A 22,411-nucleotide genomic window follows, 5' to 3' on the forward strand; every position below is an offset into this window, starting at 1 on the left:
TTCACGGAAATGCCCTTTAGACTCCCGGCATGGATATCTTGTGGAATGTACTCGCCGCCTCCGGAGCGGCGTTCTTGGGCACCATGGCTGCCTTCTTATCCGAACGATTCCTGCGATTAACCGATGCCAAGCGCGTAGAAGCGGCCGCGCTGAACAACCTCATCACAGATCTCCATCTCCGCCGCTCTCTCGCACCCCTTACACCCGTCGCCAGTTACGCCGAGCCGAACGATGACAGAACCTATGCCACGGAAGCCATTAGGCAGATTCGCAAGGAGATCCGGGAAACGCGTTTGTTGCTTCGACCGAAATCCACCGATCTTTTTAGAGCTTTAGTGCAAATGTCTGCCGCATGCAACGAATATATGGAGAGCGTCCAGAACCATCCTGAGGACTACCAGTTTGAGCTTCATGAACTTCGTGAGGCCTTTTCCGAGGCTGTTGCTACCCTTGGACGCACGAAGGATGTTGAAGTCCGCGAACCAGGGGAAGGCGCATTTAAGCGGACCTCTTACGTTTAACGGCACCCGCAAACCCCCACCCTCACAAAACGGCGGCCGGCTCCCAAAGGAACCGACCGCCGTCGTCGTTCAGTAAAGAGACTTAGCGCGCGCTCTTCCGCCGGCTGAACCCGAACGCCACCGCCGCCAGCAGTACTAGGCCCTTGATGACCTGCTGCCAGGCAGCGTCCACGGACAGGATGGACAGGCCCTGGTTCAGCACACCCATCACCAGGCCGCCGATCACGGCACCGATCACGGTGCCCACACCGCCCTGCACCGAGGCGCCGCCGATAAACACGGCGGCAATCGCATCCAGCTCAAAGCCGCTGCCGGCCGAGGCCACCGCTCCCCCGGCCCGCGCCGTGCTGACCACGCCGGCCAGCCCGGCCAAAAAGCCCATGTTCACAAAGATAAAGAAGTTCACCCACTGCGTTTTCACGCCGGACATCATGGCCGCGTTGAGGTTCCCGCCCATGGCGTAGATGTGCCGGCCGAACACCGTGCGGGTCAGCAGGAAGGAATACGCCAGCACCAGCGCGGCCAGGATGATCAGGATGATCGGCGTGCCGCGGTTGTAGGCCAGCAGGTAGCACAGGTACATGATCGCCACGATGGCCAGGGCAATCTTGAACCAGAAGGACAGGGCCCGCTCGCGCGGCAGCCCCAGACGCGCCAGGTCAGCGCGTCCCTTGACCTGCTGGACAATCAGCCCGATGGAGGCCACCGCTCCGATGCCCAGGGTGACCAGGTCCGGGGTGCCGGTGGAGGGCAGGGTTCCGTTGCCGATGGCCACGAACGGGCGTGGCAGGCCGCTGACCGTGCCGCCGGTGAGCAGCACCAGGGCCAGGCCGCGGAAAATTAGCATCCCGGCCAGCGTGACAATGAAGGCGGGTATCCCCACAAACGCCACCCAGAAGCCCTGCCAGGCGCCAATCAGGGCGCCGACGGCGAGGGCCAGGACAACGGCTCCCCACCAGGGCAGTCCCCAGTCATTCATGGACAGCGCGGCCACTGCACCGACCACCGCGACCACGGAACCCACGGACAGGTCGATGTGTCCGGCGATAATCACCATGACCATGCCGATGGCGAGGATCAGCACATAGGCGTTCTGCTGGATGAGGTTGGATACGTTGCCCGGATAGAGCAGGCGTCCCCCGGTGAGGATCTGGAACAGCACAATGATGACGACGAGCGCGGCAAGGATGCCGTATTGCCGCAGGTCAACGGGCGGCCGGCGCTTCTGTGCCGGTTTGGGGCTCGGAACCGGAGCCTTCTCCGGGGCGGTGGTGGTCACGAGGCTTGTGCTCCTTGGGGTCGGGCGGCGGTCATGTGGCGCATCAGTTCTTCCTGCGTGGCGTCGGCGCGGGGCACTTCGGCGGTGAGCTTGCCTTCGGCAATGGTGTAGATGCGGTCGGCGAGGCCGATCAGCTCCGGCAGTTCGCTGGAAATGACAATCACGGCTTTGCCCTGGGCCGCCATCTCGTTGATGATTCCGTAGATTTCAAACTTGGCGCCGACGTCGATGCCGCGCGTCGGTTCGTCGAGGATCAGCACGTCCGGACCCGAATAGATCCACTTGCTGAGCACGACTTTCTGCTGGTTGCCGCCGGACAGGTTTCCCACAATGGAGGACACCGTGGGCGTCTTGATGTTCATCTGCTGCCGGTACTCGTCGGCCACGCCGTATTCGCGGTTGCGGTCGATGATGCCGATCTTCGCGAGCTTGCGCAGCGCCGCGGCGGAGACATTGACGGTGACGCTGCCGATGAGGTTCAGCCCGTACCGTTTCCGGTCCTCGCTGACATACGCCAGGCCGTTGCGGATGGCCTGCCCCACCGTGCGCGTGGTGATCTCCGTGCCGTCTTTGTAGACGCGTCCGGAAATCCCGGATCCGTAGGAGCGTCCGAAGATGCTCATCGCCAGCTCCGTGCGGCCCGCTCCCATCAGCCCGGCAAATCCCACAATCTCTCCGGCGTGGACGTTGAAGGAGGCGTTGTCCACCACCACCCGGTCGGTGTCCACGGGGTGGTGCACCGTCCAGTCCTCCACCCGGAACTTCTCCGCACCGATGTCCGGCTCCCGGTCAGGGAACTGGCTGTCCAGCGGCCGGCCGACCATGGCCCGGATGATCCGGGTTTCAATGTCGTCCGTGTTCTCCACCGGAAAGGTGTCGATGGTCTGGCCGTCGCGGATGACGGTGACGATGTCCGCGATGGCGCGGATTTCCTTGAGCTTGTGGGAAATGATGATGGAGGTGATGCCCTGCTCGCGCAGCTGATCGATCAACCCGAGCAGGTGCGCTGAATCGCCGTCGTTCAGGGCCGCCGTGGGCTCGTCCAGGATGAGGATTTTCACTTCCTTGGACAGGGCCTTGGCGATTTCCACCAGCTGCTGCTTGCCGACGCCGAGCTCCAGGATTTTGGTTGCGGGGCTTTCATCCAGGCCCACGCGCTCCAGCAGGGCCGCGGCCTGCAGATTGGTCTGGTTCCAGTCGATCACGCCGCCGCGGGAAACCTCGTTGCCCAGGAAGATGTTCTCGGCGATGGACAGGTACGGGCTGAGCGCGAGTTCCTGGTGGATGATCACGATCCCGTCCCGCTCACTGTCATTGATCGTCCCGTAGGACACCTGCTTGCCCTCCAGCGAGATGGTGCCGTCGAAACTGCCATGCGGATACACGCCGCTAAGCACCTTCATGAGCGTGGATTTACCGGCGCCGTTTTCGCCGCAGATGGCGTGTACTCCGCCGCGCTCAATGTCCACCGAAACGCCGTCGAGCGCTTTAATGCCGTTGAACTCCTTCACAATGCCGTCCATGGAGAGGATGACGTCATTCATGCCGTTCTCGTTTCGCTGCAGAAGTGGAAGCCCGACGGCGGGGCGCGGCGGAACCGCGCCCCGCTGCCGGGCAATAGCCGGAACGGGTTAGAGCCCGATGTCCGATGCGGAAACGAAGCCGGAGTCCACCAGGGTGCTCTGCACATCATCCTTGACCACAACCTGCGGCTCGAGGATGTAGGTGGGAACCACCTTGACCTCATTGTCGTAGGTCTCGGTGTCATTCACCTCCGGGTCCTCTCCGGCCACGATCGAGGCGATCATGGTGTCCACCTGGTCACCCAGCTGGCGGGTGTCCTTCCAAACGGTCATGGCCTGCTGGTCGGAGAGCAGCGCCTTGATGTTGGCGACGTCGGCGTCCTGGCCGGTGATCAGCGGCCAGTCGGTGCCGGGCTGGTAACCGGCGGACTGCAATGATGCTTCGATGCCCAGCGCCAGGCTGTCATTGGGCGAGAGCACGACGTCGACCTTGTCACCGCCGGTGTAGAAGGACTGCAGGCGGTTGTCCATTTCCGACTGGGCGTCCGCGGACTCCCAGCCCAGGATGCCGATGGAGGTCCAGCCGGCATTGTCCGCCGGGGACTTGCCGGAGGGAACCACCAGCTGGCCGCTCTGAACGTACGGCAGCAGCACGTCCCAGGCACCGGAGAAGAAGAAGGCGGCGTTGTTGTCATCCGGGCTGCCGGCGAAGGGCTCCAGGTTGTACGGGCCCTTGCCGTCGGCCAGGCCCAGCTGCTCCTCGATGAACTCGCCCTGGAGCTGCCCCACCTGGTAGTTGTCGAAGGTGGCGTAGTAGTCCACAGCGTCGGTGCCGTTGATCAGGCGGTCATAGGCAATGACCTCCACGCCCTGGTCCTTGGCGCTTTCCAGGGTCGGACCGAGGGTCTTGCCGTCGATGGCGGCGACCACGAGGATCTTGGCACCGCCGGCCACTGAATTCTGGATCTGGCTGATCTGCTGGTCGGTCTTGTTGTCCGCGTACTGCAGGTCAACGGCGCAGTCCTTGGCTTCGAGCTTTTCCTTCAGCCCCTCGCCGTCGTTGATCCAGCGCTCCAGGCTGCGGGTCGGCATGGAGATTCCCACGTTGCATTCGACGCCGCCGTCACTCGCATCATCGGAAGCATCGTTGGAGCCGGCGGGGGCGCAGGCAGACATGCCTGCTGCGAGTCCGAGGGCTAGGAAGAGCGAAGAAACATGCTTGATTCGGGTCATGATTGGGCCTTTTGGAAAAGGATCCGGCTGGTGCGGCGGGCTTTCGGCTTAGCGCCGGCGGACGGCGGAAGGCCACTGCGGATTGCCGTGGTACTGGATCGGACGGATACAGCGCTGTAACACCCCGGTGGCGGAAGAACCGCCACCCATTTGCAGGCTGAGAAAACTTATCCGTCCGGACAACCGTCGGACAAGAGTAGTTATCCAATCGCAACGCGGCCCGCCCGGATTAGTGCGGGACGCGGACCGGCCCCTAGCAGTTGCCCGCCCCCCCCCGAGGGCCGGAACGGCAGGGCAGCCCACGGGTCAAAGAGGTCCGTATAACGAGAATTAGAGTGTAAAAAAATCTATTATTTATATGTCACTATTGAGAAATGACAAAATCAGAGCTTCCTGGGGGCAGCTCGCATATCGCTTCGCCCCAGCCGCAACAGCCGATGCCAGAAAACCACGGCAACGGGGCGTCACTGCCCACGCTTTCACCTGAAACAACTAAGCCAAAGAAACAATCAAATATTGTTGGGCTCATCGCCCTCATCGCAGGAGTACTTGGTTTCATTTTCGCCTGCGTACCGGGCGCCCTTATCATCGGCTGGATTCTTTTGCCGATCGCTTTCATCCTGGGCCTTGTGTCCCTCTTCCTCAAGAACAAGTCCAAGTGGATGGGTATTACAGCGCTAATCCTTTCGATCGTGGGAACGATCGTCGGATTCATCGTATTCTTCTCGGTTGTCTCGGATTCCTTCGAGGAAGCTGTTGGCAGCGGCGACACCACCGTCGTCCAGCCGGCAGATGGCACCGCAGCCCAGGAAGGGGCGGCTGAGGAGGAAGGCGCAGAGGCCGGGACGCGCGCAAATCCGTACTCCCTCGGTTCGGTCATCGAGAACGAGGAGTGGCGCGTCGTCGTCAATTCTGTTGATCTGGCCGCTACGGATGCCGTCCTTGCTGCCAACCAGTTCAATGAGCCGCCCGCCGAAGGCTCGGAGTACATTCTGGTGAATTATTCCGCAACGTACCTCGGTGATGATCCCAACGGGCAGATGCCTGCCATGCTGTCCGTTGAGTACGTAACAGCGGACGGAACAACGGTAAACGGCTTCGACAGCATTGCCATCGCGCCGGAACCCATCGATACCACGAGCTCGCTTTACACGGATGGAACCGCGACAGGAAATGTCACCTTCACCGTGCCGACGGCTACAGCCGGACAAGGCGTCCTCGCTGTGCGGCCGGGAATGTTTGACGACAAGGTTTTCGTCGCAGTCCAGTAATGTAAATAACCCTTTCGATACAAGTGAAGCCCCCGGTGATTTCCCGGGGGCTTCACTTGTATCGATTGACGAGGTTATATCGGGAGTGCTCCAACGCGGACGAGGCTATGGTCCGAGCCGAGGCCGCTGGCGCGGTACTCCAGTCCGGGCGAACCCGCTATAGCCTGCGGCTGGCTACTGTGCCTTCGGCTGCCCGCGGACTGCGGACCACTCAGCATTCACCGGCGCGTCCGCCAGCGGTTCCCAGCCGTTGTCCGTCAGCAGCGAGGCCACAGTGTCCCGGTTGAGGTCGCGTTCCTGGCCTTCGATTCCGGAGGGATAGCAAACCCACAGCACTCCGCCGGGCTCCACTGCGTCTGCGGCAGAGGACAGGTCGTGTGCCAGGTCCGCGGCCGAACCGGCAAAGAGCAGCACGACGTCGGCCGGCATCAGCGAGCCCGGCGCCGCCAAGTTCGCCTGGGCCGGCAGAAGCTCGGCAACTTCCGGACGGTCCTGCGCGCCGTAGACCGTGACACGGTTTTCCGGTGAGATTCCGAAGATTCGGGCGGCAGATGAGTCGGATGACATGTGGCGGAGCTCCATTTCCAGGGTGCGGCTGTGTTTGGTAAAAGGTTCCCGGCGGCACACCGAGCCGCCGGACGTTCCATTCTTTCAGGTTTGCCGGACCCGCACCTACGAGGCGGAGCACCATCAGCGCCGCATCGGATCTGAACCTTGCGGAGATGATTAATCCGGCCTGCTTCCGCCCCTCATTCAGCGGTTTACCTCATTGTCACCGACAGCTAGTAATCTCGGGGAGACAATTCAATAGTTGGGGAAAACCTTGCACCACAGTATCGGCGGAGTTCACTGCTCTGCTTTTCGACATAAGCACCTTCCAGCAGCCTGCAAACCGTCCGTCACGGACCGATGCGCGCCTCCCGTAAAGAACCTCCCATGATCGGCGGAGCCAAGGCGGCCATCGCAGCCGCCGCCGTCGTTATTGCCGGCGGAACTACCCTGGCCATCGTTGCCACGGGCAATGCCGATGAAGCCGAAGTCATCCGGGTCATTGACGGCGACACTCTCGTGGTGGATTACGACGATCAGGAACTGACCGTCCGCCTGCTGAACGTCAACACTCCCGAGACCAAGGACCCCGAAAAACCCGTGGAATGCATGGGTCCCGAGGCCTCTGATTTCCTGACCCAGGCCCTGCCTGCCGGCAGCACGGTGACGCTGGCGTTCGACGTCGAACGCGAGGACCGTTACGGCCGCACCCTCGCGGCCGTGTACGACGACGACGATCTCCTCATCAACGCCGAGATTGCCCGCCGCGGGCTCGGCGTTCCCGTCACATACGAGCCGAATGCCAAATTCCGGCCGCCCGTAGATGAGGCGTATCAGGAAGCACAGGAACAGGGCGTCGGGCTCTTCGCCGAAGACGTTGAGTGCACGGTTCCGGCCATGGTCGCCGCTCTGGAGGACACCGCCGCCCAGGCTGCCGCAGAGGGAACAGGGTCCACGGCTGCGTCCGCCGCGGCCGCTGCCACCGCCGTGTATGCGCTGATCAAAACCGTCGATGACGGGTATGACGCCCTCGAGGCGGGCGCCAGGGAAGGCAAATCAATGGTCTGGACCGCGCTCTCAGCAGCGCAGCGGACCGATCTGCAGGCCCGGGTCTCCGCTGCTCGGAGCACGGTGCATTCACGCCACGGCGAGCTGACCACCCTGCAGCAGGAACGTCAGGGTGCCGAGGATGAAGTGGTTCGGCAGGCGGCCGAGGCAAAGGCCGCGGCTGAGCGGCAGGCGGCGGAAGCGAAGGCCGAAGCCGAGCGGCAGGCTGCCGAGGAAGCCCGCAGGGCAGCCGAAGCCGCGCAGGCCGAAGCGGACCGGGTTGCCGCAGTACAGGCGGAAGCGGCGCGCGTCGCAGCTGAGGCCGAGGCCCGGCGGATCGCCGCTGCCCAGGCAGAGGCTGACCGGCAGGCCGCCTACGTTCCGCCGGCGCAGCAGTACGTTCCTCCGGCACAGAACAGCAACCCGCCCGGTTACACCGGTCCGCGCTGCTACGCGCCCGGCGGCAAAACCTGGCGTCCCTGCTAAACCGGCAACACCCCTGACCGGGTAACTGCTGGCGGCGCGGGTGAGGCGGAAAGCTAAACCCCCGCCGCCAGCATGGCGTCGATGCTCTCCGGTGACAGGGCATGCTGGATTGCCAGCATGCCCGCCCCCACCATTCCGGCGTCGAGCCCCGAGGCGGACTGCACAATCTGCAGGTGCTGCGTTGCCAGCGGCATGCTGCGTGAATAGATGACCTCGCGCACCCCGGCGATGAAGTGCTCTCCGGTCAGAGCCATGGAACCGCCGATAACGATCACCGCCGGGTTCATCATGCTCAGGCAGGCGGAGAGGACATCGCCCACATCCCGCCCGGCCTGCCGGACCACCCGGACGGCTTCCGGGTCGCCCTGCCTCACCAGATCCACCACGTCGAGGCTGTCCTCGGCGGCCCGTCCCAGCGCCTGCAGCTTCAGGGCCACCGCCGGACCCGATGCCACCGCTTCCAGGCACCCGTGGTTTCCGCAGCGGCAGGGCAGGTCCTCCCCGCGGGGCACCCGGATGTGCCCGATGTCCCCGGCCACTCCGTCCGCGCCGCGCAGCAGCGTTCCGTTGGAGATGATGCCCGCGCCGATGCCCGTGGCCACCTTCACGAAGATCAGATCCTGAACGCCGGGCCAGGCCAGCTCGCTCTCCCCCACGGACATCACGTTGACGTCGTTGTCCACCAGCACCGGTACCTCAAAGTGCCCCTGCAGATAGCCCGGGACATCAAAACCGTTCCAGCCGGGCATGATCGGCGGGTTGATCGGGCGGCCGGTGACATGTTCCACCGGGCCCGGAACGCCGACGCCGATCGCCAGCAGGTCCGCCGCCGACCGGCCGGCCCGCTTCAGCAGATCGTCTCCCAGTTCCGCCACAGCGTCCAGCACAGCTTCCGGACCGTCAGTGACCCGCACGTTCCGGGAGCCGTCCTGCAGGCGGATGCCGCCCAGATCGGTGAGTCCCACGCGCAGGTGCGAGGCGCCGATGTCCACGCCCAGCACCACTTTGGTTTCGGTGCGCAGCGCAAAGCGCGACGACGGCCGCCCGCCCGTGGAGACGGCGTCGTCCACCGGTGCCACCAGCCCCAGTGCCATCAGCGCTTCCACCCGCAGGGCGATGGTGGAGCGGGCAACACCGAGCACATCCGCGAGTTCGGTGCGGGTGCGCGGCCTGCCGTCGCGCAGCAGCTGGAACAGCTCGCTGGTCCCGGAGACGGCGGGCAGGGGCTTCCGAATATCGATCACCGTGCCATTCAAACATGACTGCAGGTTCCTTATGTCGACCGGGGGCCGAATCCCGGCATTCCATCGGCGGATACTGTTACTGTGACCGCAACCACGCCCGCTGCCCAGCCCAAGGAGAAACCATGACCACTCAAACACCGCTGCGGATAGCCATGGTGGGCCACGGATTCATGGGGGCTGCGCACTCGCAGGGCTGGCGGGGAGCTCCCCGGTTCTTTGACTTGCCGCTGCAGCCGGAGATGGCGTTGCTGGTGGGCCGCGATGCTGCCCGCACAGAGGCTTCCGCGCAGAAATGGGGCTGGGCCGAAGTTTCCACCGACTGGCGGGAAGCCGTCACCCGGGACGATATCGACGTCGTCGACATTGTCACTCCGGGAGCCTCCCACGCGGAGATCGCCGTTGCCGCACTCGACGCCGGCAAGCACGTGCTCTGCGAAAAGCCGCTGGCCAACACCGTGGAGGAAGCCCGCGCCATGGCCGACGCCGCCGAGCGCGCTGCCGCCCGCAGCGTCCGCGCGATGACCGGCTTCACCTACCGGCGGCTGCCGGCCACCACCCACGCGCGGAATCTGGTGGCCGACGGCGCCATCGGCACGGTGCGCCAGGTCCGCGCCCGCTATCTGCAGGACTGGCTGGTGGATGCCGATGCTCCCATGTCCTGGCGGCTGCAGCAGGAGCACGCCGGATCCGGTGCGCTCGGCGACCTGGGCGCGCACATCGTGGACCTGGCCCAGTACGTCACCGGCCATCACCTAACCGAGGTCAGCGGCACCCTGCAGACCCTGGTTCCCACCCGTCCCCTTCCGGCGGACGACGGCGGTTCCGCCGACAGGGCGCCCGTGACGGTGGATGATGCCGCCCAGTTCACCGGCCGCTTTGACGACGGCGTGCTGGGCACCTTCGAGGCCAGCCGCATGGCCACCGGCAGCAAGAACGCCCTGCAGCTCGAGATTTCCGGCAGCCTCGGCGCCCTCCGCTTTGACCTGGAAAACCTGAACTGCCTGGACTTCTATGACACTGCGGCCGCCCCGGACCGCCAGGGCTTCACCCGGATCATGGTGACCGAACCGGAGCATCCCTACGTTTCGGCCTGGTGGCCCGCCGGCCATTCACTGGGCTACGAGCACGGCTTTGTCCACCAGGCCAAGGACCTGGTGGAGGCAATTGCCGCCGGAACCCAGCCCGCGCCGTCGTTCGCTGACGGCCTGCAGGTTCAGGAGGTGCTGGGAGCTGTGTCCCGAAGTGCGGACAAGGCAGGCAGCTGGACGCCCGTCCGCTAACCGCTGGCGGCTAAACGATGCCCGCTGACGCTGCCGGCCCGGGACTATTCCGCCAGCGGCGAGAGGACTTCCACGCGGTTGTTGAAGGGGTCCCGGCAGTGGAACCGGTCATAGCCCTCAAAGGTGTGCCGCTCTTGCCAGGACACTTCGAACCCGCGGGATTCGATCCGTGCGCCCAGCTCTTCGAGTTCTTCAGCGGACGCCACCACCAGCGCCGGGTGGGCTTTCTGAGCCGGAACAAAGGGTGAGTCAACGCCCAAATGGATTTCAGCCACGACGCTGTCGCCCTCGAACGCCCGGAACCAGCAGCCTCCCCGGCCGGCCAGCGACGGCGGTTTGGGAACCTCGGTCAGACCCAGCGCTTCGGCGTAAAAGCTGCGCGCCTGATCCTCTCCGTCTTTCGGAATCGAGACCTGAACATGATGTAGCCGCATTGTTCCCCCGGGTTTCGTGCGTTGTTGAGTGCTTCTGCGTGTGCCGCGGCGGATAGGGCCGCGGTCGCAATCATCATGGCACAGCAAGGCTGACTGGACCTTGCCCCGGCAAAGCGGTTGACTGTGCCTATGCCTCTTACCGGTGAATACGCCCCCAGTGCCAGCAAGTTCGCCCGCCAGCAGGCGGAACTGATCGAAAGCTCCGGCGGAACGGAGGGCACCACCCTCAACGGCCGCCCCGTCATCCTGCTGACGACAGTCGGCGCCAAGTCCGGAAAACTGCGCAAGACTCCGCTGATGCGGGTGGAGCACGACGGCGACTACGCCGTCGTCGCTTCCCTGGGCGGCGCGCCCAAACACCCCGTCTGGTACTTCAACATCCTGGCCAACCCGCACGTGGAGCTGCAGGACGGTCCGCAGAAATGGGACATGCGGGCCCGGGAAATCACCGGCGAGGAGAAGGCCGCCTGGTGGGAGCGGGCCGTGGCTGCCTATCCCCCGTACGCGGACTACCAGGCCAATACGGACCGGGAGATTCCGGTGTTTGTCTTGGAACGGATGGACTAGCCCCTACTAACCGAGACGACGACGGCGAAGCCGCTTGGGCTCCGCCGTCGTCGTTGTCGTTCGAGTGAGGGAAACTCCTGCTCCTCCCCCGGTTCTAGTTGCCGGAGCGCTTCACATACTTGCCCCGGGGCTCGCCCACCATCTGGCCGTCCCCGAAGACCTGGGCGCCGCGCAGGTAGGTGTCCGTAACGGTCGCCGTGAGCTCGAAGCCCTCGAACGGGGTGTAGTCCTGGGTGGACATGGAGTCCTCGGCGCGGACGGTGTACTGCACGGCGTCGTCCACCAGGCAGAAGTCTGCATCGAAGCCCACAGCCAGGTCGCCCTTGCCGGGCATGCCGTAGCGCTCAGCCGGGTTCTTGGAGACCAGCTCCGCGATCCGGTTGTAGGACAGCCCGCGCTTGCGGCCCTCTGAGATCATGCCCGGCAGCAGGTATTCCGCCCCGCCGAAACCGGACTTGGCCAGGAACACGTCATCACGCGGGTCGCCGAACTTGGTCTCGTCCTTGCAGCAGGCGTGGTCGGAGGTGACCCAGGAGAAGTCTCCGGCCAGCAGGTGTTCCCAGAGCGCTTCGACGTCTTCCGGGGAGCGCAGCGGCGGGTTGACCTTGCCGCCCATGTTGGCGGTGTTGTAGTCCGCCAGCAGGTGGCCCACAGTGACCTCGCGGCGGAAGTTGATGTGCGGAAAGGTTTCCTGCATCATCATGGCCGCCTCGATGGCCTTGCGGGAGGACAGGTGCAGCAGGTTGATGTTCGGCAGCTCGGTCTCATACGCCAGGTAGGAGGCGATGGTGATGGCCAGCCCCTCGGAGTGCGGCGGCCGGGACGCACTGTAGGCCTCCAGGCCCTTCAGCTCGCCGGCATCCTCCACCAGCTTGGTGTAGGCCCGCATGATTTCCGCGGTCTCGCAGTGCAGGGACAGGGAGATCTGGTCCGCAATGTCCGCGTACTTCGGATCCCGGCGGGCCTTTTCGATGGCGCGCATGACAAATTCGAAGTGCGCGTAGTCGTAGGAGTCCTCCGGCGGAATCATCAGGAACTTGCCCTGGTCGCTGGATTTGCCGTGGAGGCCGTGGATTCCGTAGAACATGAAGATCTTGAAGGACGGCACGCCCATGTCCAGCAGGTCCGGGATTTCCTCGATGTGTTCCTTGAGGATGGGCGCCACGTGGAAGCCGTAGTCGATGTAGGCCCGGCCGTCCGCGGCCTCCAGGATTTCCGGGAAGATCTCCTTGTAGGGGCCGGACTTGTTCAGGTAGTAGGCGCCGGTGCGGATGTAGGTGATGCCGCTGGTGACACCGCCCTGCGCGCTGGCGCGGCTTTCGGACTCGGTGTCCTCGCCCAGCTCGTTGTAGATGCCCCAGTGCTGGTGGACGTCCACCACGCCCGGGAACAGGTGCTTCCCGCCGCCGTCCACCACTTCGGCGGCGGTGCCGGGATCAATGCCGGCCTCGATGGCGGCGAACTTGCCGTCCTTGATGGCAAGGTCGAGGGCTTCGGCGCCGTTGCCGCCGGGACGGACAACCTGGACGTTCTTTACCAGCAGGTCATAGTTGCTCATTTGTTTCCTCTTTCTACATTGGGGAGGTTTGTGGGGGTGCCGGGCACGGGGGTGTCGGCTGCGGAAAGGTCCTTGAACAGGACGGAGAGGTCGGTGCAGTCCTGCAGCGTCCGGCAGGTCTCGCGCAGATGGTCGCGGGCGCCCGGAGCCAGGGTGCGGCGGGCGTTGTCCTCGAATTTGCGGCCCAGATCCTCAAAGCCCAGCGGACGCTGCGGCCCGCCGCGGGTGGTGAGGACCTTCTCGGTGACGGTGCGGCCGTCGGTGAGCCGGGCGGTCAGCACGGCCGGGAACTGCATCGGGAAAATCGCGGTGCATTCGTCGTCGGGCACCACATCCACGCGGGCCATGATGGCCCGGCGGACGGGGTCCTTGGCGAGCTCGTCTGTGTAGTCGTCAAGGCCCACTTCCAGGCCGCCGCCGCCCATCAACCCGGCGGCCACCGCGTACGGTCCGGAGAACTGGGCCATGTAGCCCGTTTCCGGCTGTTGCTTGACTGCCAGCGGTTCGCCGATGGTGCGCAGGTTCGGTGCCGGCACGCCGAGGGTGAAGGATTCGACGTCGTCGGGCCCGATGCCGGCGCGGCGCAGTGCGGCCGCGGCGTCCACCGCGGCATGGGTGAAGTGGTTGGCCGGATACGGTTTGAAGAAGATGTCCGGCACCTGCCACTGCTCCCCCAGCCCGTCGGTGACGGCTTCCGGGCTGTACTTGCCCTGCAGCCAGGCCTGGAAGAAGCCGAACCTGCCCTCCAGCACAGTGGGCGGGCCAGTGAGCCCGTAGCGGACCAGTTCCACCGCGCTGACGGCGGCGTGCGCGGCCCAGCCGCAGTGGATGCGCTTGACCGTGCCGCCGGTGCGGTTGGATTCAATGATGCCCGAGGCCATGGACGCGGTGACGCCCAGCGCATCGGTGACCAGCTGTCCGTCGCCCAGCAGTGCGGCTACCCCGGCCGCGGCGCCCATGGCCCCGCAGATGGAGGTGGCGTGCTGGCCGTGCTCAAAGAAGGTGGAGTTCTTCGCCTCCACGTCATATCCGGCCATGCCCAGCCGGACGCAGATTTCCAGTCCAATAGCGATCGCACGGATGGTCTCCCGTCCGTCCTTTCCGGCGGCCTGCGCAGCAGCGAGGACCGCCGGGATCACGCTGGCGCTGGGGTGCAGCACGGAGGGCAGATGCGTGTCGTCGTAGTCCAGCGAGTGGGCCAGGACGCCGTTGACAAACGCGGCCTGGCTGGCCGGCAGCTGGTCAGCGACACCCACGGCGGAGGCCGACGGCGTGCCGCCCTGGTCTGCGGCCCAACGCCGGGCAGCCCGGCTGGTGTCCAGTGGGGCCGCGGCGGCGGCGATGCCCAGAATGTCCAGCACCCGGGCCTTGACGCTCTGAATCACCTCGTCGGGCAGATCCTCGTAACGGATTCCCGCGGCGAAATCGCCAAGTTGCTGTGCCAGGGTCCGCTCCCCGGCGTCGACGGCGCTCATGCGCTCACCAGCGCCAGCGGGCGGACGGGGGATCCGGTGGCGCCGAAGATGTTCAGCGGCACCAGGACAAACGTGAATTCGTAGATTCGTCGCTGGGCCAGTTCCTCCAGGTCCAGGGCTTCGATGATGTAGATGCCGTTTTCCACCAGGAACACCCGGTGCGCCGGCAAGGAGGCATGGCCGCCGCCGGGGGCCAGGCGTTCAAAGGTGATGCTGTCCGCGCCGGCGGCGTGGATGCCCTGCGCGGCGAGCCATTCGGCGCCGGCCTCACTGATGCCGGGCACTCCGGAGTCCTTGCCCACGTAGGCGGTGCCTTCGGCGAACCTTTGCCCCCAGCCGGAGCGGATCAGCACCACATCTCCTTCGCGCAGGTCCACCTGCTGGGTGGCCAGGCAGCCTTGCAGGTCTGCCACGGTGATTTCATAGCCGCCCTCCAGCACGTCGTCACCGAGGTAGCCGGCGGCGTCCAAGAGGATGCCGCGGCGGACCATGGGCTCGATCGTGTGCACCCCGTGCTCCACGTATTTGCCGCCCAGGCAGGACTGGCCTGCGTCCGCCCCGCCGAACAGCTTGCCGTCCTGGCTGACATGCGCGAGCGCATCGATGTGGGTGCCCACGTGGGTGCCGGTCGTGATCATGTCATTCGCGGCACTGCCGCCGTCGGCACGGACCATGTCCCCGTGCCGGCGCGGCAGGGTATGCCAGAACTGCGGATGGTTGGGTGACTGCGGCATGCCCACGCTCAGCTGCCGGCCAAGATCCACGAAGGTGATGCCGTTGGTGACTGCTTCCAGCAGTGCATCGCTCATTTGATAACGTCGCTTTCCCTGAGACTGGAGACCTCTGTGTCCGAGTAGCCGATTTCGTGCAGTATGTCCGCGGTGTCCGCGCCGAGGCTGCGCCCGGTGAACCGGATCTGCCCCGGGCTTTTGCTGAGCCGGAACATCACGTTGTGCTGCAGCAACGGGCCGAGTTCCGGGTCTTCCACCTCAAGCAGCATCTGCGTTTCACGGATGTGCGGGTCCTCCACCACATCGCGGGCGTCATAGACGGCGGCGACGGCGGCGCCTGCCGCGGAGAAGGCCGCCAGCACATCCTCCCGGCTGCGGTCCGCGATCCAGCTTCCGACGTACGCGTCCAGCTCCTCCACGTGCTCCACACGGGTGTTCCCGGCGGCAAACCACGGCTCGGCAATCACTTCCGGATGCCCCACCAGTTCCATCACCCGCTCGGCAATGCGCTGCGCGCTGGTGGAGACGGCCACCCATTTGCCGTCCTTGGTCAGGTAGGTATTGCGCGGAGCATTGTTGGTGGACCGGTTGCCGTGGCGCTGTCCAACCTCGCCCAGCTGCTGATAGACGGTGGGGCTGGGCCCCACCGCGGTCATGATGGGTTCCAGAATGCTCATGTCCACCGTTTGTCCTTCGCCGGTCTGATCCCGGTGGCGCAGTGCCATCAGGACGGCTGAGGAGGCCGCGATGCCGCAAATGCTGTCTGCCAGCCCAAAAGCCGGAAGGGTGGGCGGGCCGTCTGCCGGTCCGGTGAGGTGGGCGAAGCCGCTCATGGCCTCAGCCAGTGTGCCGAAACCCGGCCGGTCCTTATACGGGCCGGTCTGGCCGAAACCGGTCAGGCGTACCAGGACCAGTCCGGGGTTCAGCTCCGCCAGCACTTCCGGGCCCAGTCCCCAGCGCTCCAGCGTGCCGGGACGGAAGTTCTCCACCACAACATCGGCCGTTGCGGCCAAACGCCGAAAGACCTCTGCGCCGTCCGGTGTGCTCAGGCTCAGACCGAGGGTGCGCTTGTTGCGGGAAATCTCCTTCCACCAGAGGGAAACCCCGTCTTTGCTTTCTCCGTGTCCGCGCATGCTGTCACCCATCCTCGGGTGCTCAATCTTGATGACCTCGGCACCGAAGTCACCAAGCATCTGGCAGCAGAGCGGGCCGGCAAGAATGGTGGACGCGTCCAGGACCCGCAGGCCCTGCAGCGGACCCGTGCCTGTGCCTGATTGCTCAGGAGATACAACTTGCTCGCTCACGTTGTCTTGTTCCGTTCTCATGGTTGGTTCAAATCTTCGGGTTGCTTAGCCGAAGGGACGGCTGTCATGGCCCCTGCGGGTCCGGACCGGTGCCGGCGGCATCTTCGGCTGCCAGCAACGCCAGTCCCAGGGCCGGCAGCAAACCGTTACCGGCCAGATAGCCGCCCGCCCCGTGGCCGGAGATGCCGTTAGCTGCACCGCCCGAGGCGTAGAGCCCCGCGATGGCGGTGCCGTCGGCTTTCAACACCCGGGCATTGCCGTCCACCCGGAGTCCGCCCTGGGTGTGGAAAAGGGCGGGAACAACCGAGATGGCACCGATTCTTCCGACCAGGGGCTCCTCCCAGTGGGTCCGGCCGTAACTGTCCACGGCCTCTCCGGCAGCGATCCGCTGTGTCTGGTCTAGGGTGTGCTGCAGTCCCGCAGCGCTGATTCCGGTGGCCGCAGCCAGTTCGGCGGCATCATCTGCCCACTTCAGGGCGCCGGATTCGACGGTCGCCTGGAAGTCCGAGAAGCTTCCGCAGGCCTCGAAAATCCGCTGATCAAGCACTATCCAGGCCTGCCCGTTGGCGTGCTTCAGGGATTCCAGGGCGTACTCGGAATACCCCATGGTCTCGTCGCCAAAACGCCGCCCCTCCGCGTTCACCAGGAATCCCCCGTGCATCACGGTGGCCCAGCCGGCCAGCGTTGCCGACGCCGCTGCGAGCGCTGCGTGACCCTGATAGGCATCCAAATAGGCTGTATCGGCGCCAAGCCCGGTGCCGATGCGCAGTGCGTCTCCGCGGGATTCTTCGCTTCCGTAGTACTGGGCGCCGGCAATTTCGGGAAGGTGCTTCCGGACCAGTTCGCTGTTGTTGCCAAATCCGTTGGTCGCCAGCAGGACCGCCCTGGTGGGGATTTCCTCGTTACCGTCCGGGGTCTGCACGACGACGCCGGTGACCGCACCCGACTCGGTGGTCACGTCCATCAGCCGCGCGGGGCTGTACAGGTCAATCAGCGGTTCAGCAGCAACACGTTCCCAGATGGCGTCCAGCAGTGCGGTGCCGATTCGGCCCGGAACGGTATGGCAACGGTGGTTGCTGTGTCCGGGATAGGAGAAATCCGTCACCAGGCTCAGGGGCAGCTTGAGGTCATCGGCCATCCATTCCACCAGCCGGGCGCTGACCTTGGCGAGCGCTGCGGCCAGCACGGGATCCGCGGTTCCCTTGGTCTTTGCCATGATGTCCGCGACAAAGGCCTCCGGTGTGTCCCGGACTCCGGCTTCCGTCTGCCAGCGGGAGCCGGCTCCGGGGATCATGGCGGTGGACATGGCGGTGTTGTTGCCGCGGCGGAAATGTTCATTGGCTTCAACCACCAGAACGGACTGTCCCAGTTGGGCGGCGCGCAGGGCCGCGATCAGCCCTCCGCCCGCGCCGGCAACCACCAGATCGGGTCCGGCGAAATCATCCTCGCTCATTGGGCTTCTCCTTCCGGGGAGTTCATCGGGGTCATCAAGGTGTTGAGGAGTGCGGCTGCATCGGCTGCTTCCGGCAGGCCGCGGGCTGCCTCATCCAGCCGGCTGGCTGGACCGGCGCCGATCAGGGCGGCCAGTTTGGTGCCGATGCCGGTGCGGTCAAGCGGGAAATGATCGACATCGCCGCGCGGGTTGGGCGACTCGGCGGCGGTAACGGTGCCGTCGGTGAACCGGATCTGCAGCCGGGTGCGCCGCTGGTCCGGCAGCATCCGGTCATACGCCGGATCGGCTGTGACGCTGACCTTGGCGGCCAGCTGCTGCGCGGTGCCGAACCCCGGAGCCTCCGGGGCCATGCTGGCCGGAGAGATTTCCCCGGCCAGAAGAGCGTTGGCCACCACAAACGGAAAGTCGAACATGGCCGCGAGTCGGTTTCGGGGCCCACCGTTGCCGGTCCCCGGGAACAGCGGGGCGGCCAGGGAATGCGTGTGCACCCGCACTTCGGAGATCCGGTCCATATCGAAGGGCTCCGGCCGCAGTTCCAGGGCAAGGTCCACGGCTCCGTGGGTGTAGGAGCAGGAGGAGTGCAGCTTCGCGTAACCCTGCGGAAGCAGCCAGTCCCGGCCGAGTCCTTCCACCATCCGCTCCGGGTCCAGGGTGCCTGCCAGCGTACCCAAGCTCATGGCGGCCGCACCGTCATTGCCCGTCAGCCCGGAAGCGGCCAGCCGAGCGGCGTTCAGCCCTGCCAGGTTGGCGCCGGCGGCCCAGAGGTTGCGGGTGTACTGACCGCCCAGCACCATGTCCCAGGCGGCTACCTGCACCAGCCCGGCGGCGGCGTCAATGGCGGCCGCGATCTGATCCGCCGGCAGCCGGCGGATCAGGGCGGCTGCGCAGGCAGCACCGGTGGCACCCCAGTGTCCGTGGGTGTGCCAGCCCGGGTTACGGGTCAGGGCACGACCGAATCTGGCAGCCACTTCATATCCTGCGGCCACTGCGGTGAGGAATTCCTTGCCGGACACCGGCCGGGACTCTCCCTGGACGGCGGCCATGGCGGCGAAGACTACGTGCACGGCGGGGTGGCCTTGGGCATGTTTGTTGCCCTCGTCCAGTTCCAACTGGCAGGCGGCCACGGCGTTCAGGAACGCAGCAGTCTCCGGTGTGGAGCTGATTCCGCTGCCGAGCACGGGACAATCCCCGGGCACGGCCTGCCAGGCGGTGCACAGCGCCTGCTGCTCCGGAGTGCGGCTGCCGGCCGCCGTGACGCCCCACAGATCCGTGAGCATGAGGGCCAGGCGTTCACGGACCGGTTCGGGCAGTGCCGCGTAGTCCAGGTCCGCTGCGAAACAGGCCAGCTTGTCCACGGCTGAGCCGACGGCGGCAGCAGTTTCGGACAGTTCCGGGCGGGAAGCCAGGCTCATGCCGGGACCTTGCCGACATCGGTGAGCAGGCCCGCCAGCTGCAGGGCCAGGGCGGTGGGATCGACCAGCACCGGGCCGCCGGGGCTCCGGCGGGTCAGGTTCACGGCGGAGCAGGCGTTCAGGACGTAGTCGGCGGAGACCCCGGTTAGAGCGGTGTCCACCGCCCTGTTCCAACCGGAGTCGTCGGCAATGTCTGCCAACGCCAGACCCAGCACGGACACCGGTTCGTACAGGCCCAGCCCGTAGGAGGCGATTTTGCGGTCAAGTTCCCGGGCGATGGCATCGTTGCGAGCCACCGCACCGAGGGAGGCCCCGGCGCCCGCGAGGAAATTCGCCCCCAGCCTGGTCAGGCCGAGGACAGGGCGGAGTTGTTCGCGGGCACCCGGGCCGACGCCGGGATCCAGCACGCAGTCGGGCAGGAACGCGTCCACGCCCTCCGGATCTGCTGCGGCGAACCATTCGGTGACGGCTGCCTCGGAGGCGGCGACGTCGTCGTCGGTCTCCAGCGCGCGCGGCACCGAGGAGCCGGTGCCCAGGTTGTGCAGGCGGACAGTGAGATGGGCCGGGACCAGCCGGTTGTAGCGGTCCTGCCGGCGCCTCAATTCGTCCTCCGGGACAGCGATGGGGGTCACTGCAAGGATCTGCATGGGGTTCCTTTCAATCTGCCGGGTGTGCAAGGTACGGAATGTTCCGGGCTCTACATGCCCAGATAGGCCTTGCGCACCTCGGCGCTGTCAGCGAGTTCGCTGCCAGTGCCCTCCAGGACAATCGCGCCGCTTTCCATTACGTACGCCCGGTCCGAAATAGCCAGAGCCTGGGAGGCGTTCTGTTCCACGATCAGCACCGTGACACCGGTGTCCCGGATCCGGGTGATGGCATCAAGCACCTGGGCCACCAGGTTCGGAGCCAGTCCAATGGACGGCTCGTCCAAGGTCAGGCAGGCCGGCCGTGCCATCAGGGCCCGCCCGATGGCCAGCATCTGCTGCTGCCCGCCGGACATGGTGTCCGCGCGCTGGGTACGGCGTTCCTTAAGGATGGGAAAGAGGTCGAAAACCTGTTCCAGTGAGGAAGCGATGGTGTTCTTGGGCTGGGTGTAGGCGCCCATGGTGAGGTTCTCGAACACCTGCAGGTTGCCGAAGAGCGCCCGGTCCTGGGAGACGTGCACCAGCCCGGAACGCACCAGCTTGTCCGGGCGGGTGTTGTGCACGGGTTCGCCCTTGAATTTGATGCTGCCCTTCGAGGTGGAGATCAACCCGGCTACGGCACGCAGCGTGGTGGTTTTCCCTGCACCGTTGGCTCCGATGATGGAGACGATTTCGCCTTCCTTCACCCCCAGAGTCAGGTTGTGCAGGATTTCCAGCCGCCGGTAGCCGGCGGAGACGGCGTCCAGTTCCAGGATCATGAGTAGTCCTCTCCGAGGTAGGCGTCGATGACCTGCTGGTTAGCAATGACCTCTTGGGGCAGACCGAGGGCCAGCTGGCGGCCCTCGTGCATCACCAGCAGGCGTTCGGACAGGGCCATTACGGCGGCCATGATGTGTTCGACGAACATCACGGTGACGCCTTCGGCATGGATGCTGCGCAGCAGTTCGATGATCGGCGCGCGTTCGGTGGGGACCAGCCCAGCCAGCACTTCGTCCAGCAGGATCATGCGCGGTTCCAGGGCCAGCGCCCGGGCGAGTTCCAGCCGCTTCAGGCCGGCGGTGGGCAGGGTGCCGGACATGGAATACATGTAGGTGTCGAGACCCACCCGTTCCACCACGGCGGCTGCGTGCTCACGCGCCTTGTGCGGGGAGCGGAATTTGTTGTGCGAGGCGATGGTGACGTTCTCCAGCACGGTCATGCTCTCGAACGGGCGCATCAGCTGGAAGGTCCGGACCAGCCCCTGTGAGGCGGTTTTGTCCGCGGACCAGCCGGTGATGTCCACGCCGTCGAACATCATTTGTCCGCTCGACGGCGGGAGCTGGCCGGACAGGACGGAAAAAAGGGTGGTCTTCCCGGCGCCGTTGGGACCGATGATCCCGAAGAATTCGTGTTCGGGGATTTCAAGCGTGGTCTCCCCCAGCGCCTTGAGGCCGCCAAAGGATTTCGAGACACCGTCCAGGGTCAGCAGGCTCATTTGCGCATCCTTTCGCGGATGGTTCCGTAGATGCCCTTGGGCAGGAAGATGACAATGACAATCAGCAGGGCCGCGTACACCGCAACATCCAGTCCGCTGGTGCCCTGCAGGAATTCCAGGAACGGCGGGGGGTTCCGTAGCAGATGGGCAATGAGTTCGGAGAGCGGTCCCACGACGGCGGCGCCGATCAGCGGGCCCCAGATGGTTCCGACGCCGCCGATCACCGCGGGAATGATGGCGTCGGTGGATACGTGGATGCCGAAGGCCTGGTCCGGGCCCACGAAGAGGTAATACTGGCTGTAGTAGGCGCCGGCCACGGCTGTGATCGCGCAGCTCATGGCCACTGTGATGAGCCGGTATTTCATCACCTTGATGCCAAGGGATTCCGCCGCTGTCGCATCATCGCGGATGGCCTGGGCAAACTGCCCGGCACGTGAATGGGCAAAGTAGATGGTCGCGGCCATGGCCAGGCCCAGGATGACCAACGGGATCCAGAAGTACAGCTTGGAATCCTGGTCGAACTGCAGCATGGCCCAGGATTCCTGGGGCAGCAGGGGAACGTTGATGCCGTCGGTCTTGTTCAGAAAGCCCAGGTTCTGGCTGAGCAGATAGAACATCTGCGCGAAGGCGAACGTGGCCAGCGCAAAGTAGGAGCCTGCCAGCTTGTAGCGCAGGCAGAAGTAGGCGATGGTGAGGCCGACGCCTGCGGAGAGGACCGCGCCGATGATCATGGACAGCCAGGGCGAGATGCCGAAGGCGGTCAGCAGGTAGGCGTCGGTGTAGGCACCGACACCGAAGAACACCGCGTGGCCGAAGCTGAACATGCCGCCGAAGCCGCTCATCAGGTTCCAGCCCACCGCCATGATGGCGAAGATCAGAGTGCGGACCGCCACCGGCTGCGCGGATTCGGGCAGGACATAGGGCAC

General features: G+C 65.3%; 21 protein-coding genes. 5 read left to right on the forward strand and 16 right to left on the reverse strand.

The window, feature by feature from the left end; genetic code table 11:
• The first annotated feature begins 29 nt into the window (after nt 1–29).
• Complete coding sequence (locus tag AC4D2Q_RS09215; RefSeq protein ID WP_490946154.1) at nt 30–521, forward strand: DUF6650 family protein; 492 nt, start codon at nt 30–32, stop codon at nt 519–521.
• Between the two features lie 82 nt (nt 522–603).
• Here the strand turns inward: AC4D2Q_RS09215 and mmsB are convergent, their stop codons facing one another.
• The 3 genes from mmsB to chvE form a co-directional block, all read right to left on the reverse strand.
• The gene (gene mmsB, locus AC4D2Q_RS09220) at nt 604–1,800 is read right to left on the reverse strand and encodes a multiple monosaccharide ABC transporter permease (RefSeq protein ID WP_490946155.1); all 1,197 of its coding nucleotides are present in this window, start codon (nt 1,798–1,800) and stop codon (nt 604–606) included.
• Complete coding sequence (gene mmsA, locus AC4D2Q_RS09225) at nt 1,797–3,344, reverse strand: multiple monosaccharide ABC transporter ATP-binding protein (protein ID WP_490926875.1); 1,548 nt, start codon at nt 3,342–3,344, stop codon at nt 1,797–1,799. Before mmsA ends, mmsB begins: the two co-directional genes overlap by 4 nt.
• Before the next feature lie 87 nt (nt 3,345–3,431).
• Nucleotides 3,432–4,556 (reverse strand): multiple monosaccharide ABC transporter substrate-binding protein, encoded by a 1,125-nt coding sequence (chvE, locus tag AC4D2Q_RS09230; RefSeq protein WP_490946156.1) that lies wholly within the window; start codon nt 4,554–4,556, stop codon nt 3,432–3,434.
• Between the two features lie 374 nt (nt 4,557–4,930).
• Here chvE and AC4D2Q_RS09235 point away from each other — a divergent pair, with 374 nt between their 5' ends.
• Nucleotides 4,931–5,827, forward strand: a complete 897-nt coding sequence (locus AC4D2Q_RS09235) for a DUF308 domain-containing protein (RefSeq protein WP_490946157.1) — start codon at nt 4,931–4,933, stop codon at nt 5,825–5,827.
• A gap of 174 nt (nt 5,828–6,001) precedes the next feature.
• On the opposite strand, the gene AC4D2Q_RS09240 is transcribed toward AC4D2Q_RS09235, so the two are convergent.
• Nucleotides 6,002–6,394, reverse strand: coding sequence for a hypothetical protein (locus tag AC4D2Q_RS09240; protein WP_490946158.1), 393 nt, complete (start codon nt 6,392–6,394; stop codon nt 6,002–6,004).
• 369 nt (nt 6,395–6,763) lie between these two features.
• Between AC4D2Q_RS09240 and AC4D2Q_RS09245 the strand changes: the two genes are divergently transcribed.
• On the forward strand, nt 6,764–7,909 hold the full coding sequence (locus AC4D2Q_RS09245; protein WP_490946159.1) for a thermonuclease family protein: 1,146 nt from the start codon (nt 6,764–6,766) through the stop codon (nt 7,907–7,909).
• A 53-nt stretch (nt 7,910–7,962) separates the two neighbouring features.
• On the opposite strand, the gene AC4D2Q_RS09250 is transcribed toward AC4D2Q_RS09245, so the two are convergent.
• The gene (locus tag AC4D2Q_RS09250; protein ID WP_490946160.1) at nt 7,963–9,153 is read right to left on the reverse strand and encodes an ROK family transcriptional regulator; all 1,191 of its coding nucleotides are present in this window, start codon (nt 9,151–9,153) and stop codon (nt 7,963–7,965) included.
• 122 nt (nt 9,154–9,275) lie between these two features.
• Between AC4D2Q_RS09250 and AC4D2Q_RS09255 the strand changes: the two genes are divergently transcribed.
• Entirely contained in the window at nt 9,276–10,433 is a 1,158-nt protein-coding gene (locus tag AC4D2Q_RS09255) for a Gfo/Idh/MocA family protein (protein ID WP_490946161.1), read from the forward strand.
• Between the two features lie 44 nt (nt 10,434–10,477).
• Here the strand turns inward: AC4D2Q_RS09255 and AC4D2Q_RS09260 are convergent, their stop codons facing one another.
• Nucleotides 10,478–10,867 (reverse strand): VOC family protein, encoded by a 390-nt coding sequence (locus AC4D2Q_RS09260; protein ID WP_490946162.1) that lies wholly within the window; start codon nt 10,865–10,867, stop codon nt 10,478–10,480.
• 129 nt (nt 10,868–10,996) lie between these two features.
• Between AC4D2Q_RS09260 and AC4D2Q_RS09265 the strand changes: the two genes are divergently transcribed.
• The gene (locus AC4D2Q_RS09265; protein ID WP_490946163.1) at nt 10,997–11,434 is read left to right on the forward strand and encodes a nitroreductase family deazaflavin-dependent oxidoreductase; all 438 of its coding nucleotides are present in this window, start codon (nt 10,997–10,999) and stop codon (nt 11,432–11,434) included.
• A gap of 94 nt (nt 11,435–11,528) precedes the next feature.
• Here the strand turns inward: AC4D2Q_RS09265 and AC4D2Q_RS09270 are convergent, their stop codons facing one another.
• The 10 genes from AC4D2Q_RS09270 to AC4D2Q_RS09315 all read right to left on the reverse strand — a co-directional run bounded on the left by AC4D2Q_RS09270 (nt 11,529) and on the right by AC4D2Q_RS09315 (nt 22,411).
• Complete coding sequence (locus tag AC4D2Q_RS09270) at nt 11,529–12,992, reverse strand: dihydroorotase (protein ID WP_490946164.1); 1,464 nt, start codon at nt 12,990–12,992, stop codon at nt 11,529–11,531.
• The gene (locus AC4D2Q_RS09275) at nt 12,989–14,467 is read right to left on the reverse strand and encodes an MmgE/PrpD family protein (protein ID WP_490946165.1); all 1,479 of its coding nucleotides are present in this window, start codon (nt 14,465–14,467) and stop codon (nt 12,989–12,991) included. Before AC4D2Q_RS09275 ends, AC4D2Q_RS09270 begins: the two co-directional genes overlap by 4 nt.
• Nucleotides 14,464–15,276 (reverse strand): cyclase family protein, encoded by an 813-nt coding sequence (locus tag AC4D2Q_RS09280; protein WP_490946166.1) that lies wholly within the window; start codon nt 15,274–15,276, stop codon nt 14,464–14,466. The genes AC4D2Q_RS09275 and AC4D2Q_RS09280 overlap by 4 nt, the downstream gene beginning before the upstream one ends.
• A complete protein-coding gene (locus AC4D2Q_RS09285) occupies nt 15,273–16,502 on the reverse strand; it encodes a CaiB/BaiF CoA transferase family protein (RefSeq protein ID WP_490946167.1) in 1,230 nt (409 codons plus the stop codon). The genes AC4D2Q_RS09280 and AC4D2Q_RS09285 overlap by 4 nt, the downstream gene beginning before the upstream one ends.
• A gap of 64 nt (nt 16,503–16,566) precedes the next feature.
• Nucleotides 16,567–17,955, reverse strand: a complete 1,389-nt coding sequence (locus AC4D2Q_RS09290) for an FAD-dependent oxidoreductase (protein ID WP_490946168.1) — start codon at nt 17,953–17,955, stop codon at nt 16,567–16,569.
• Nucleotides 17,952–19,367 (reverse strand): MmgE/PrpD family protein, encoded by a 1,416-nt coding sequence (locus AC4D2Q_RS09295; protein WP_490946169.1) that lies wholly within the window; start codon nt 19,365–19,367, stop codon nt 17,952–17,954. Before AC4D2Q_RS09295 ends, AC4D2Q_RS09290 begins: the two co-directional genes overlap by 4 nt.
• A complete protein-coding gene (locus AC4D2Q_RS09300) occupies nt 19,364–20,014 on the reverse strand; it encodes a hypothetical protein (RefSeq protein WP_490946170.1) in 651 nt (216 codons plus the stop codon). The genes AC4D2Q_RS09295 and AC4D2Q_RS09300 overlap by 4 nt, the downstream gene beginning before the upstream one ends.
• Nucleotides 20,015–20,064: 50 nt before the next feature.
• Nucleotides 20,065–20,769 (reverse strand): ABC transporter ATP-binding protein, encoded by a 705-nt coding sequence (locus tag AC4D2Q_RS09305; protein ID WP_400927565.1) that lies wholly within the window; start codon nt 20,767–20,769, stop codon nt 20,065–20,067.
• A complete protein-coding gene (locus AC4D2Q_RS09310) occupies nt 20,766–21,485 on the reverse strand; it encodes an ABC transporter ATP-binding protein (protein ID WP_490946171.1) in 720 nt (239 codons plus the stop codon). Before AC4D2Q_RS09310 ends, AC4D2Q_RS09305 begins: the two co-directional genes overlap by 4 nt.
• Nucleotides 21,482–22,411, reverse strand: coding sequence for a branched-chain amino acid ABC transporter permease (locus tag AC4D2Q_RS09315; RefSeq protein ID WP_490946172.1), 930 nt, complete (start codon nt 22,409–22,411; stop codon nt 21,482–21,484). The genes AC4D2Q_RS09310 and AC4D2Q_RS09315 overlap by 4 nt, the downstream gene beginning before the upstream one ends.

This window comes from Arthrobacter sp. TJ-178 (genome assembly GCF_058269275.1).

What these genes read in the sequence shown, in the direction of transcription:
- AC4D2Q_RS09245 (WP_490946159.1), top strand. Translation starts at nt 6,764, where the DNA reads ATGATCGGCGGAGCCAAGGCGGCCATCGCAGCCGCCGCCGTCGTTATT.
- AC4D2Q_RS09270 (WP_490946164.1), bottom strand. Translation starts at nt 12,992, where the DNA reads ATGAGCAACTATGACCTGCTGGTAAAGAACGTCCAGGTTGTCCGTCCC.
- AC4D2Q_RS09265 (WP_490946163.1), top strand. Translation starts at nt 10,997, where the DNA reads ATGCCTCTTACCGGTGAATACGCCCCCAGTGCCAGCAAGTTCGCCCGC.
- mmsA (WP_490926875.1), bottom strand. Translation starts at nt 3,344, where the DNA reads ATGAATGACGTCATCCTCTCCATGGACGGCATTGTGAAGGAGTTCAAC.
- AC4D2Q_RS09310 (WP_490946171.1), bottom strand. Translation starts at nt 21,485, where the DNA reads ATGAGCCTGCTGACCCTGGACGGTGTCTCGAAATCCTTTGGCGGCCTC.
- AC4D2Q_RS09240 (WP_490946158.1), bottom strand. Translation starts at nt 6,394, where the DNA reads ATGTCATCCGACTCATCTGCCGCCCGAATCTTCGGAATCTCACCGGAA.
- AC4D2Q_RS09305 (WP_400927565.1), bottom strand. Translation starts at nt 20,769, where the DNA reads ATGATCCTGGAACTGGACGCCGTCTCCGCCGGCTACCGGCGGCTGGAA.
- AC4D2Q_RS09290 (WP_490946168.1), bottom strand. Translation starts at nt 17,955, where the DNA reads ATGAGCGAGGATGATTTCGCCGGACCCGATCTGGTGGTTGCCGGCGCG.
- AC4D2Q_RS09235 (WP_490946157.1), top strand. Translation starts at nt 4,931, where the DNA reads ATGACAAAATCAGAGCTTCCTGGGGGCAGCTCGCATATCGCTTCGCCC.
- AC4D2Q_RS09295 (WP_490946169.1), bottom strand. Translation starts at nt 19,367, where the DNA reads ATGAGCCTGGCTTCCCGCCCGGAACTGTCCGAAACTGCTGCCGCCGTC.
- AC4D2Q_RS09215 (WP_490946154.1), top strand. Translation starts at nt 30, where the DNA reads ATGGATATCTTGTGGAATGTACTCGCCGCCTCCGGAGCGGCGTTCTTG.
- AC4D2Q_RS09275 (WP_490946165.1), bottom strand. Translation starts at nt 14,467, where the DNA reads ATGAGCGCCGTCGACGCCGGGGAGCGGACCCTGGCACAGCAACTTGGC.
- AC4D2Q_RS09260 (WP_490946162.1), bottom strand. Translation starts at nt 10,867, where the DNA reads ATGCGGCTACATCATGTTCAGGTCTCGATTCCGAAAGACGGAGAGGAT.
- AC4D2Q_RS09255 (WP_490946161.1), top strand. Translation starts at nt 9,276, where the DNA reads ATGACCACTCAAACACCGCTGCGGATAGCCATGGTGGGCCACGGATTC.
- AC4D2Q_RS09280 (WP_490946166.1), bottom strand. Translation starts at nt 15,276, where the DNA reads ATGAGCGATGCACTGCTGGAAGCAGTCACCAACGGCATCACCTTCGTG.
- AC4D2Q_RS09300 (WP_490946170.1), bottom strand. Translation starts at nt 20,014, where the DNA reads ATGCAGATCCTTGCAGTGACCCCCATCGCTGTCCCGGAGGACGAATTG.
- chvE (WP_490946156.1), bottom strand. Translation starts at nt 4,556, where the DNA reads ATGACCCGAATCAAGCATGTTTCTTCGCTCTTCCTAGCCCTCGGACTC.